The organism is Oerskovia enterophila, from assembly GCF_001692445.1.
Taxonomy (GTDB): Bacteria; Actinomycetota; Actinomycetes; order Actinomycetales; family Cellulomonadaceae; genus Oerskovia; species Oerskovia enterophila.
Genome location: NZ_MAQA01000082.1, coordinates 1 through 10,912 on the forward strand (window position 1 = coordinate 1; position 10,912 = coordinate 10,912).

Sequence of the window (10,912 nt, forward strand, 5' to 3'; positions counted from 1 at the left end):
GGGGTCTCCTCGCGTCGGTGGGAGGTCGAGCCGGACGGTGCAGGGTCGGTCGCGCCGTGTCGCCGCACGGCACGACGGCGGCGCGTGCGCAGGGTCGACGGTACCGCGTGGTGGGTTACCACCTGGTCAGGCTTCGCGGTCGCGTCGGGTGCGCCCACCCCGGCGTCCTCGGGTCGCGCGTCGTCGTCGAGCGACGCCTCGTCCGCACCGGAGCCCTCCGCACGGCGACCCGTGGGCGGGACGGGAGCTCCGCCGTCGGGCCCTGCGAGCAGTGCCGGGCGCTCCCCCGCGACCAGCGGCGCGACCTTCGTCGAGAGCAGCACGCTGACGACCATCGCGACCACGATGAGGACGAGCGCGTGGCGCGCGCCCATGGCCTCTGCCGCGATGCCCAGCAGCGGCGGGGCCGCGAGCGAGGCCATGGACGAGAACGCCGAGACGACCGAGACACGGCTCGCGGCCTGCATGGGCTCGTCCGAGGCCGCGGCGATACCGATCGGGACCGCGAGCGCTGCGCCCAGGCCCCACGCGACCACACCCACGCCCGCGAGGGCGAGGTTCGGGGCGAACCCGAAGAGCAGCAGGCCGCCGATCGAGGCGACCCCCGAGACGCGCAGCACCGTGACGCGGCCGTAGCGGTCGATCAGGCGGGTGCCGAGCAGGCGCATGACGGTCATCGCGCCGACGAACGCGCCGAACACGACCGCCCCCACCGCCTCGGTCTGGTCGAACCCGTCGACCACGGCGAGCGAGAGCCAGTCGTTCGCCGAACCCTCGGACAGTGCCGCGGCCATGATGACGAGGCCGATGAGCAGAGTGCGCGGCTCGCGCCAGGCTCCGAGCGCCGCCCCCAGGCGCACGCGACGCGAGCGCGGGTGCAGCACCGCGGCTGCCTCTACCCCGTCGGGGCCGGCGTCGCCCAGACGCGCCTCGACCCGCGGGCGGGGCAGCGTCGCGTGGACGAACATCGGGATGCTCACGAGGCGCCAGACCGTCGCGACGACCGCGGTGCCCACGAACTGCACCAGGACCGGGACGTCGCCCGCGGCGCACGCAGCGCCGACGAGCGAGCCCACGACCGCGCCGATGCTGAAGGCCGCGTGGAACTGCGGCAGGATCGTGCGCCCCGTGCGCCGCTCGACGCTCGCGCTCTCGACGTTCATGGGGACGTTGCCGAGGGAGAACGCGACCCCGTTCAGGAAGATGCCCGCGGCCAGCAGCGGGACCGAGCCCGTCGCGGGGCCGACGCCCAGGAGCACGAGTGCCGCGGCGAAGAAGCCGGTCGAGGCGAGCATGGCCGCACGACCGCCGAAGCGGTTGACGATCGGCCCGGCCAGCGTGACCGTCACGAGCGCGCCGACCGCGCCGGCGAGCAGCACGAAGCCGAGGTCCTTGGGCGTCATGCCCAGGGCGTCGCGCACCGAGGGGATGCGGGCGAGCCAGCTCGACATGGTGATGCCGTTGAGCAGGAAGATCCCCAGGAGGGACCAGCGGGCGCGGGAGAGGCCGGGGTCGAGCGCTGGTCGAATCGATTCGATACCTGCGTCGGGAGTGGCCTTCGAAACGATTCGAGACATGGTGACAAGTCTGCGGGTAGTCTGGCCGCGCCGTCAAACACCTTTTCCGTGCGTCACGGCGGATCCGAGTTCGTCCAGAAGACCGGCAGAGGGGCAACGATGACCGATTCCGAGCAGGTACCCAAGCCACCGGGCCGTCCGACCCTCGCCCGCGTGGCCGCGCTCGCCGGCGTCTCGGTGTCCACCGCGTCGCTCGCGTTCTCCGGCGCCGGCCCCATCACCCCCGAGACGCGCGAGCGCGTCATGGCCGCCGCGACCGAGCTCGGGTACGCGGGCCCCAACCCGCTCGGCCGCCAGCTCCGCTCGGGGCGGTCCGGGATCGTGGGCGTCGTGATCGGCGACCAGCTCAAGCGCGCGTTCCGCGACCCCGTCGCAGTCCAGGTCCTCGACGGGCTCGTCTCGACGCTCGGCACGAGCGGGCTGGGCGTGCTCCTCATCCCCGGCATCCCGTCCGAGGACCCGTCCCGCGCGGTCGACCCGCTCATCGAGAGCGCCGCGATGGACGTCGCGGTGCTCGTGTGGGGCATCGGGACCGACGACGCGACCCTCGACGCGCTGCAGCGCCGCGGCGTCCCCGTCGTGATCGGCGAGGGGCACCCCGTGCCCGGGACCCCGCTCGTCGGCATCGAGGACCGCAAGGGCACTGCCGAGGTCGTGCGCCACCTGGTCGACCTCGGGCACACCCGCATCGCCGAGATCACCCTCCCGCTCGACAACTCCCGCCGCAGCGGGGTCATCGACGCCGACCGCCTCGCCCAGGCCGACCGCACCCCCACGCTCAACCGGCTCGCGGGCGTGCGTGACGTCGTCGAACCCCTGATCTCCTGGGAGACCGAGGCCTCGCTCGTCGAGCACGGGCACGCGGCCGCGGTCGAGATCCTCGGGACCTGGGTCCCGTCCGACGAGCGCCCGACCGCGATCATCGCCCACTCGGACCTGCTCGCCGCGGGTGCAGTCCTGGGCGCCAAGGAGCTCGGCCTGCGCGTGCCCGAGGACGTGTCCGTCGCGGGCTTCGACGGGCTCGACCTGCCGTGGCTCAGCCCGGACACCCTCACGAGCGTGCACCAGCCCCTCGCGGAGAAGGGCGCCGAGCTCGGCCGCGCCGTCGTCTCGCTCCTCGCGGGCAAGGAGCCCGAGACCGTGATGCTCGACGTCACGCTCGTCGTGGGGACCACGACCGGGCCCGTGCCGGCCACCTGAGACGCCCGGTCCAGCCCGGCCGCACCACAGGTCACCGCGACCCCACCACCGACGACGAAGGGTGCCTCTCCCGTGCGGGAGAGGCACCCTTCGTGCTGTGCAGGGCTGCGCGGCGGGGCCCGCTCAGAGGCGGACGACGGCCTGCGCCTTCATGAGCACCTTGGCACCCTCGAACGTGACGGTCAGGTCGACGCGGACCATGCGGGCCTCGGCGTCGATCGCCCCGATCGCTCCGGACACCGAGATCACGGCCTCGCCCGGGTTCGGCACGGGCACGGGGCGCGTGAAGCGCGTCTGGTAGTCGACGACCGCCCCCGGGTCCCCAGCCCAGTCCTCGACGAGGGCCACCGCGGCACCCATGGTGAACATGCCGTGCGCGATCACGCCGGGCAGGTCCACGCTCTGCGCGAAGGTGTCGTTCCAGTGGATCGGGTTGAAGTCGCCGCTCGCGCCGGCGTACCGGACGAGGCGAGCGCGGTCGACCGCGATCTCGCGCGTCCCGACGACGTCACCCACCGCGAGGGCGGAGAGGTCCGGACGCGCGGTGGTCACCGGGGAAGCCGTGGGCTCGGTCATGCGTCCTCCCCGCGGACGACGAGGCTGGACGTGACGGTCGCGACGGGCTCGACGGTTCCGGAGCCGTCTGCCGCCAGGGCGCCGATCTCGGCACGAGTGGTGACCATCGAGATGCCTGCCCGCTGCGTGATCGAGTCGACGTGCAGGACCGTGACCAGCTCGTCGCCGGCGACGATGGGTCGGTGGTGCACGAAGCGCTCGTCCGCGTGGACGACCCGTGTGAAGTCGACGCCGGCCTCAGGGTCCTGGATGAACGGGGCCTCGGCGCGCTGGGCGACGACCACCGCGAAGGTGGGCGGCGCGATCAGGTCCGGATAGCCCAAACCCCGCGCTGTGACCACATCGTGGTGCGCGGGGTGGGTCGAACCGACGGCGCTGGCGAACTCGCGGATCTTCTCGCGGCCTACGGAGTACGGGGCGGTGGCCGGGTACTCACGACCGGCGTAGTCAGCGTTGATCGCCATGCGTGTCGGTGCTGCTCAGAGGAGCCGCTGGATCAGCGGGTCTCGCGGTGAGCGGTGTGCTTGCCGCAACGCGGGCAGAACTTCGCCAGCTCGAGACGGTCGGGGTCGTTGCGGCGGTTCTTCTTCGTGATGTAGTTGCGCTCCTTGCAGTCCACGCATGCGAGCGTGATCTTCGGGCGAACGTCTGAGCTCTTGCTTGCCACGGTAGTGCCACCTCTCGCGCCTCCGGAGGGCGCTACGTGCTTGCTAGGCCGCACGGCGCCGGCCGCCGTACGGTGTGATGTCAGGAAGTGGTAGCGGGGGCGGGGCTCGAACCCGCGACCTCACGATTATGAGCCGTGCGCTCTGACCAACTGAGCTACCCCGCCGCGTGATGAACGCGGGGTCGTGTCGCCAGTATTCCAGCGAGACGACCCCGCGTCACTTCACAGAGCCCCGAAAGGGAATCGAACCCTTGACCTTCTCCTTACCATGGAGACGCTCTGCCGACTGAGCTATCGGGGCAGCGGTGAAAAGATTACACGGGTTCTGCCGTGGTGCGAAATCGGCCTCGGCGACCACCCGGGAACCCAGTGATCAGGCCGATTTCTCGACCTGTCGACCGTGCGCCGCGATGCCTGCACGACACGTCGCACGCGTCCGACATGTCACGACTTCACCCCCACGTCGCACGCACAGCCTGCCGTCGACGCGCAGCACGCTCACCGGACCGAGGTCGAGGAACGGACGAGGGGCGCCGCGAGGAGTACCGGACGGCACGCCCGGGCGCTCCCCGGCCGAGCCGCACCGGCCGCGGGTCGCGAGGCGGAGGCGAGCTCCGGCGTCGGGCAGGACGGGCGCGCACCGCGCCGGCCCACGACGCACCTCGCGCCGACCCGTCCCCTTGCGACCCCGCCAACGCGAACGAGGCGCCACCCCAGGGGGTGGCGCCTCGTTCAGGTGCGTGGCAGGTGAGGGATTCGAACCCACGAAGGCTATGCCGTCTGATTTACAGTCAGATCCCTTTGGCCGCTCGGGCAACCTGCCATGTTCGGTTGTGCACTCTCGCTGGCCGACCGCGACCGGGCCGCACCGAGGCGCAACCAGAGGACGCTTCCGAACTGCGGGAGCGTGGCAACAGTACAGCCGATCGGGCCCTGGTGAAAAATCGACCCCGCGCACACACCCCGCGCACGCTTACAGTGGACCGTGAGCCAGGCCCCCCAGCACCCTGTGAACGACCTCTCCGCGCCACCGGACGCTCCCCGTCCAGGTGCCCCGGGAGCCCCCGCCCCGATCGACCGCCTGGGCGTGGTCCTGGGCGCGAGCGCGTACTTCCTGTGGGGCGCGATGCCCCTGTTCTTCCCCCTGCTCCAGCCGGCCGGGCCGCTCGAGATCATCTCCCACCGCGTGGTCTGGAGCCTGCTCTTCTGCCTGCTCCTGCTGCTCGTGATGCGCAAGCTGCCCGCGTACCGGGCCGTGTTCCGCGTGCGCCGGACCGTGGGGCTGCTCGCGATCGCGGCCGTCCTGGTCGCCACGAACTGGGCCGTCTACGTCTACGGCGTGCTGTCCGGGCACGTGCTCGACGCCGCGCTCGGGTACTTCATCAACCCGCTCGTCACGGTGCTCCTCGCGGTCCTCGTGCTCAAGGAACGGCTGCGGCCCGCCCAGTGGGTCGCGCTGGGGATCGGCGCCTCGGCCGTGATCATCCTCACGATCGGCCTGGGCCGTCTGCCGTGGATCGCCCTGACCCTCGCGATCTCGTTCGGGCTGTACGGGCTCGTCAAGAACCGGGTCGGACGGGACGTCGAGGCCCTCCCGGGGCTCGCGGTCGAGACCACGCTGCTGTTCCCCGTGGCTCTCGGCTACCTCGTCTTCCTGGGCGCGACGGGGGTCGGGACGTTCGGCACCGAGGGCACGGGCCACGCGCTCCTGCTGGCCTCGAGCGGCATCGTCACGGCCCTGCCCCTGCTGCTCTTCGGCGCGGCGGCCCGCCGCCTGCCGCTGAGCCTCGTGGGCATGCTCCAGTACCTCGCCCCCGTGCTCCAGCTCCTCGTCGGTCTCCTCGTGTTCCACGAGCCCATGCCGCCCGCGCGGTGGGCCGGCTTCTCGCTCGTATGGCTCGCGCTCATCGTCCTGAGCGTCGACGGCCTGCGCGCCATGCGCGCGTCCCGCCTCGCCGCGACGCGCTGACCCGCAGCGCGCGCCGGGCCCGGGGCGGCATCCGTGCCGCCCGCCCACTACCGTGGACCCCAGACCACCCCACCTACCGCGTCAGGAGAGCACCGTGGCCGATTCATCGATGGACATCGTCAGCAAGGTCGACCGCCAAGAGGTCGACAACGCCCTCAACCAGGCCGTCAAGGAGATCCAGACGCGCTACGACTTCAAGAACGTCGGCGCCTCGATCGCCTGGAGCGGCGAGAAGATCGTCATGATCGCCAACTCCGAGGAGCGCGTGCTCGCGATCCTCGACGTCTTCCAGACCAAGCTCATCAAGCGCGGCATCTCGCTCAAGGCGTTCGACACGGACGACAAGGAGCCCAAGCTGTCGGGCAAGGAGTACCGCCTCGAAGGCGTGCTCAAGGAGGGCCTCGCCGGCGAGAACGCCAAGAAGATCACCAAGATCATCCGCGAGGAAGGCCCCAAGGGCGTCAAGACGCAGATCACGGGCGACGAGGTCCGCGCGACGAGCAAGTCGCGCGACGACCTCCAGGCCGTCCAGTCGCTGCTCAAGGGCGCGGACCTGGACTTCGCGGTGCAGTTCACGAACTACCGCTGACACCTTCTCGCGACGGGCGCGTCGCCGGCCGGGCTCCTGCCCGACGGCGGCGCGCCCGTCCGCGTGTCGGGTCGCGCCGGGTCACGCCCGCGACGTGCGGGCGTGTCGCTCCCACGCGGACCTAGACTCGCGGCGTGGACACTCACCGGCTCTCGTCGCCCGAGGCCCTCGCCTGGGCGGGCTGCGGGCCGTGGTCGCGCGGCGGTGACGCCGCCGCCGCGGGGGTCGGGTTCACGGGCGGCCCGACGCTGCGCCCCGAGGTGGACGCGGACAGCATCGAGGTCCTGCTCAGGCGCCGTGAGGCGCTCTGGGCGCGCCTCACGCCCCTCGCCTTCTTCGGTGTGTCGATGCTGATGCTGTCGATGTCGTCGTCGACGAACCCGCGGTCCTGGACCTGGCGGGTGGCCGCCGTGGTCGCGGTAGCCGTCGTCGTGCTTCTCGCGGGCCGGGTCCGCCACACGCGGGAGGGTCGCGTGGCCGCCGCGCTCGAGGCGGGCGGGCCGACGGCCCTCCTGCTCGCCACGTGCGTCCCGGCTCGCAGCGGCTGGCGGCTGGATCTCGCGGCCGCTGACGCACCGGACCTCGTCGTGGCCTCCGTCCGGAGCCCTGTGCTCGGCACGGTCCTGGCCCGCTTCGCCGACCAGGAGCTCTCCCGCGCCGTCTCCCCCGAGACCCTGCGCAGAGCGCCGTGGCGCGCGTGGGCCGCGGAACCCGTGCTCGTGGTGGGCGGCCGGTCGGCGTGCGCGGTCACGGCGCTCCAGGGGGCCGACGGCGGCTCGTGGATCCTGTCGAGGGCTCGTCGCCAGCCCGCGCGACGCGCGCGTGTCGCGACCTCCGAGCGGCAGGGAGCCCTCGCATGACCCGCCCCCTGCGCCCGCCCCGCGTGGTCGCGACCGACCTCGACGGGACCCTGCTGCGCTCGGACGGCACGGTCTCCGAACGCACGCGCGAGGTCCTGGCCGCACTCGACGAGGCCGGGACACAGGTCGTGTTCGTCACGGCCCGCCCGCCGCGCTGGCTGACGGAGGTCGGCACGCTGGTCGGTGGTCACGGCGTGATCATCTGCCTGGGCGGGGCGTGCGTGTACGACGTCGGCACGCGCCAGGTCGTCGAGTCGCGCGGTTTCGCGCCGCTCGCCCTGGGTGGCGTGGTCCGCGACCTGCGCGCCGCGGTGCCGGGCGTCGCGCTGGCCGTCGAGCGGGTCGACGGACCGGTGTTCGACGCGTCGTTCCGGCACGACGAGGACACGCCCGAGGCGTGGCGCGGACCGGTCGAGCGTGCGCTCGACGCTCCCGTCGCGAAGCTGCTCGCACGCACCGACGACACCGCGCAGGACGAGTTCTTCGAGCGCGTGCTGGACGCGGTCGGCGACCGGGCCCTGCTCGCCTACTCGGGCGCGGCCGGGCTCGCCGAGCTGCTCCCGCCCGACGTGACCAAGGCCGGAGCGCTGTCCGCCTGGTGCGCGTCGCACGGCATCGCGGCAGCAGACGTGTGGGCGTTCGGCGACATGCCCAACGACCTGCCGATGCTCGCCTGGGCCGGAACCTCGTACGCCGTAGCGAACGCGCATCCCGACGTGCTGGGCGCCGTCACGCACCTCACGGCGTCCAACGACGAGGACGGCGTCGCGGTCGCGCTCGAGGGCCTGCTCGACGGTTCGGTCTCCCGCCCCGGCCCGTTCGCCGACAGGTCGGGCGCCTGATGGGCGCGCTCCCCGGACGGGACGGCCCGCACGTCCCCTCACGCCCCGCTCGCCGGCTGCCGGCGCTCGCCCTGGCGGTCGTCCTCTCGCTCACGGCTGCCGGCTGCACGGCCTCGTCCCCCGACCCGACGTCCTCCCCGCCCCTCGCGGCCGACGCACCGTCCCGGCCGACCGATCCCGACGACGCGGTGCTCACGACCTTCTCCTACGGCCCGCGCCCCGCGCAGACGGCCGACCTGATCCTGCCGGCCGAGCTCGCCGAGGAGTCCGGAGAACTGCGTACGCCGTCCGGCGGCGAGGCTCCCGAGCTCCCGGTCGTCGACGTCGTCGTCCTCGTCCACGGCGGCGGCTGGGACGCCGTCTACGACCGTTCGTCCGAGACCGAGGTCGCCCGCGACCTGACCGACGACGGCATCGTGGTGTGGAACCTCGACTACCGCGGCGTCGGCGCCCCCGACCCGCTCGACGAGGGCGGCTGGCCCGGCACGTTCGAGGACGCCGCCGCGGGCCTCGACCTCCTCCCCCAGGCCCTCGGGGAGGCGGGACTCACGCCGGGGCGCGTGGCCGTCGTCGGGCACTCCGCGGGCGGGACCATGGCGCTGTGGCTCGCGGCCCGGCACACCCTGCCCGACGGCGCGCCCGGCGCGGACCCGCTCGTCCGTCCCGACCTCGTGGTCACCCAGGCGGGCGTGAACGACCTGAAGGCCGCCGGGGCCGAGGGGCCCGTCGAAGGAGCCGTGCAGGAGCTCATGGGCGGCTCGACGAGCGAGGTCCAGGACGACCGGTACGACCTCGCCTCCCCCACCGCACTGCTCCCGCTCGGTGTCCCGACGCTCGTCGTGACCGGGGACCTGGATGCCGTGGTCGTGCCGTCGGTCGCGACCGACTACGCCGAGGCTGCGCAGGCCGCCGGAGACGACGTGACGCTCGCGGTGATCCCCGGCGAGGACCATCTCTCGCCTCAGAACCCTCGCTCGGACGTCTGGGCCGCGGTGCGCGACTGGCTGGCCGAGCGCGGGATCGCCCCGGCCGGTACCACGAGGTGAACGGGACGTCGCGGGAGGGGACTCGGTCGGGGGCGAGACTCCAGACCTCTGCCGCGACCGGGCTCTCCCTCGGCGCAGGCTCTCAGTAGCGGGTGATGCCGCCCTGCTGGCCCGCCATGGTCTCGAGGCGCTTGATGCGCTCGGCCATGGGCGGGTGCGTCGCGAACATCTTGGCGACGCCCGCGCCACGGAACGGGTTGGCGATCATGACGTGCGAGACGTCGACGAGATCGCGGTTCTGCGGCAGCGGCGCCCTCGCGGTCCCCTGCTCGAGCTTCCGCAGCGCCGACGCGAGAGCCAGCGGGTCGCCCGTGAGCTTGGCGCCGTCCTCGTCCGCGTCGTACTCGCGCGTCCGGGAGATCGCGAGCTGGACGACCATGGCCGCGACCGGCGCGAGCAGGGCCATCGCGAGCGCGGCGAGCGGGTTGCCGCCCCGGTCGCGGTTGCCGCCGAAGATCAGCAGGAACTGCGCGAGCGACGTGATGACGCCGGCCATCGCGCTGGCGACCGAGGACGTGAGGATGTCCCGGTTGTACACGTGCATGAGCTCGTGGCCCAGGACCCCGCGTAGCTCGCGCTCGTCGAGCAGCGTGAGGATCCCCTCGGTGCAGCACACCGCGGCGTTCTTGGGGTTGCGCCCCGTCGCGAACGCGTTGGGCGCCTGCGTGGGCGAGACGTACAGCTTGGGCATGGGCTGACGTGCAGCGGTCGAGAGCTCGCGCACGATCCTGTACATCGCGGGCTGCTCGAGCTCGCTCACGGGCCGCGCGTGCATGGCACGGATCGCGATCTTGTCGGAGTTCCAGTACCCGTACGCGGTGGTCACCAGACCGATCGCGACGAAGATCCACAACGTGCCGGCCGAACGGGCGAACACCGCCCACAGCCCCAGGATCACGACCCACATGATCCCGAACAGTCCTGCGGTCTTCAGACCGTTGAAATGCTGGTGACCCACTCCCAGCCCCTTCCCTCGCGCGCAGGATGCCGTGGTGCGAGCATCCACCGGAAGAACGCGCGGCGCACGCGGGAGGTTCCCTCCGCCGTCGGGCTCGGTCCTCGCGGCGACGAGCCGCGCGGCGGGCCGCGGCTGGGGGACGGCGACGCGCCCAGGGGGCCCACGGCGCCGCAGTCCCGGTACGACGACGGCGCCCCGGCCCGGGTGGGCGGGGCGCCGTGCGTGGTGCTCGGGTCAGGCCGTGGCGTCGTCCTCGCGGCGTGCGATGCGGATCATGTCCTCGCGCGGCACGACCTTGACGCGCTCACGACCACGGGCCTCTCCGAGGGCACGCTCGTGGGCGTCCAGGACCTCCCAGTCGGACCACTGGACCAGGTGCACGCCCCGCTCGGTCAGGAACTCGATGATCGCGTCGGGCGAGCCGTGCGGCGCGACGCGTCCACCCTCGAGGTCGCCCTCGACGGCCTCGACGCCCTCGGCTGCGGCAGCTGCCCCCGTGACGTCCTCGACGAGGTGGCGGACGGTCTCCGAGGCGTCGGACTTGGTGTGCCCGATCAACCCGACCGGGCCACGCTTGATCCAGCCCGTGGCATAGACCCCCGGGACCTGCTCACCATCGATGTCGATC

The 10,912-nt window shown here is 72.8% G+C and carries 11 protein-coding genes, 3 tRNA genes and 1 pseudogene; 6 read left to right on the plus strand and 9 right to left on the minus strand.

Translation table 11 applies throughout. The annotated features are described in order from the left end of the window. A partial coding sequence (locus OERS_RS19600; RefSeq protein ID WP_139107957.1) for an MFS transporter occupies positions 1-1,577 on the minus strand: 1,577 nt, incomplete at its 3' end. Positions 1,578-1,676: 99 nt separating this feature from the next. On the opposite strand from OERS_RS19600, the gene OERS_RS19605 reads away from it, so the two are divergent. Next, entirely contained in the window at positions 1,677-2,777 is a 1,101-nt protein-coding gene (locus OERS_RS19605) for a LacI family DNA-binding transcriptional regulator (protein WP_068627696.1), read from the plus strand. Positions 2,778-2,900: 123 nt separating this feature from the next. Here OERS_RS19605 and OERS_RS19610 read toward each other — a convergent pair whose 3' ends face one another. The 6 genes from OERS_RS19610 to OERS_RS19635 all read right to left on the minus strand — a co-directional run bounded on the left by OERS_RS19610 (position 2,901) and on the right by OERS_RS19635 (position 4,843). Beyond that, the gene (locus tag OERS_RS19610) at positions 2,901-3,353 is read right to left on the minus strand and encodes a MaoC family dehydratase (protein ID WP_211268524.1); all 453 of its coding nucleotides are present in this window, start codon (positions 3,351-3,353) and stop codon (positions 2,901-2,903) included. Then, positions 3,350-3,817: an FAS1-like dehydratase domain-containing protein gene (locus tag OERS_RS19615; protein WP_056653682.1), complete on the minus strand. Its 468-nt coding sequence runs from the start codon at positions 3,815-3,817 to the stop codon at positions 3,350-3,352. The genes OERS_RS19610 and OERS_RS19615 overlap by 4 nt, the downstream gene beginning before the upstream one ends. Before the next feature lie 32 nt (positions 3,818-3,849). Then, the gene (rpmG, locus tag OERS_RS19620) at positions 3,850-4,020 is read right to left on the minus strand and encodes a 50S ribosomal protein L33 (RefSeq protein ID WP_030151977.1); all 171 of its coding nucleotides are present in this window, start codon (positions 4,018-4,020) and stop codon (positions 3,850-3,852) included. Positions 4,021-4,108: 88 nt separating this feature from the next. Then, a tRNA-Met gene (locus OERS_RS19625) sits at positions 4,109-4,185 on the minus strand. A 63-nt stretch (positions 4,186-4,248) separates the two neighbouring features. Next, positions 4,249-4,321, minus strand: a tRNA-Thr gene (locus OERS_RS19630). Positions 4,322-4,761: 440 nt separating this feature from the next. Continuing rightward, positions 4,762-4,843, minus strand: a tRNA-Tyr gene (locus OERS_RS19635). 162 nt (positions 4,844-5,005) lie between these two features. Between OERS_RS19635 and rarD the strand changes: the two genes are divergently transcribed. The 5 genes from rarD to OERS_RS19660 all read left to right on the plus strand — a co-directional run bounded on the left by rarD (position 5,006) and on the right by OERS_RS19660 (position 9,326). Further along, positions 5,006-5,989, plus strand: coding sequence for an EamA family transporter RarD (gene rarD, locus OERS_RS19640; RefSeq protein ID WP_409365935.1), 984 nt, complete (start codon positions 5,006-5,008; stop codon positions 5,987-5,989). A 94-nt stretch (positions 5,990-6,083) separates the two neighbouring features. Next, the gene (locus OERS_RS19645) at positions 6,084-6,578 is read left to right on the plus strand and encodes a YajQ family cyclic di-GMP-binding protein (RefSeq protein ID WP_191801466.1); all 495 of its coding nucleotides are present in this window, start codon (positions 6,084-6,086) and stop codon (positions 6,576-6,578) included. Positions 6,579-6,712: 134 nt separating this feature from the next. Beyond that, on the plus strand, positions 6,713-7,438 hold the full coding sequence (locus tag OERS_RS19650) for a hypothetical protein (RefSeq protein WP_068627697.1): 726 nt from the start codon (positions 6,713-6,715) through the stop codon (positions 7,436-7,438). Beyond that, entirely contained in the window at positions 7,435-8,280 is an 846-nt protein-coding gene (locus OERS_RS19655) for an HAD family hydrolase (protein ID WP_068627698.1), read from the plus strand. Before OERS_RS19650 ends, OERS_RS19655 begins: the two co-directional genes overlap by 4 nt. Next, a complete protein-coding gene (locus tag OERS_RS19660) occupies positions 8,280-9,326 on the plus strand; it encodes an alpha/beta hydrolase family protein (RefSeq protein ID WP_083201627.1) in 1,047 nt (348 codons plus the stop codon). The genes OERS_RS19655 and OERS_RS19660 overlap by 1 nt, the downstream gene beginning before the upstream one ends. Before the next feature lie 82 nt (positions 9,327-9,408). On the opposite strand, the gene htpX is transcribed toward OERS_RS19660, so the two are convergent. Both htpX and OERS_RS19670 read right to left on the minus strand, forming a co-directional pair. Next, positions 9,409-10,284, minus strand: coding sequence for a zinc metalloprotease HtpX (gene htpX / locus OERS_RS19665; protein ID WP_082609100.1), 876 nt, complete (start codon positions 10,282-10,284; stop codon positions 9,409-9,411). A gap of 234 nt (positions 10,285-10,518) precedes the next feature. Then, positions 10,519-10,912 (minus strand): annotated as a pseudogene (locus tag OERS_RS19670) (pyridine nucleotide-disulfide oxidoreductase); the annotation flags it as partial.

Excerpts from the sequence above, each read along its gene's own strand:
- OERS_RS19605 (WP_068627696.1), top strand. The coding sequence starts at position 1,677 with ATGACCGATTCCGAGCAGGTACCCAAGCCACCGGGCCGTCCGACCCTC.
- OERS_RS19660 (WP_083201627.1), top strand. The coding sequence starts at position 8,280 with ATGGGCGCGCTCCCCGGACGGGACGGCCCGCACGTCCCCTCACGCCCC.
- OERS_RS19615 (WP_056653682.1), bottom strand. The coding sequence starts at position 3,817 with ATGGCGATCAACGCTGACTACGCCGGTCGTGAGTACCCGGCCACCGCC.
- OERS_RS19610 (WP_211268524.1), bottom strand. The coding sequence starts at position 3,353 with ATGACCGAGCCCACGGCTTCCCCGGTGACCACCGCGCGTCCGGACCTC.
- OERS_RS19655 (WP_068627698.1), top strand. The coding sequence starts at position 7,435 with ATGACCCGCCCCCTGCGCCCGCCCCGCGTGGTCGCGACCGACCTCGAC.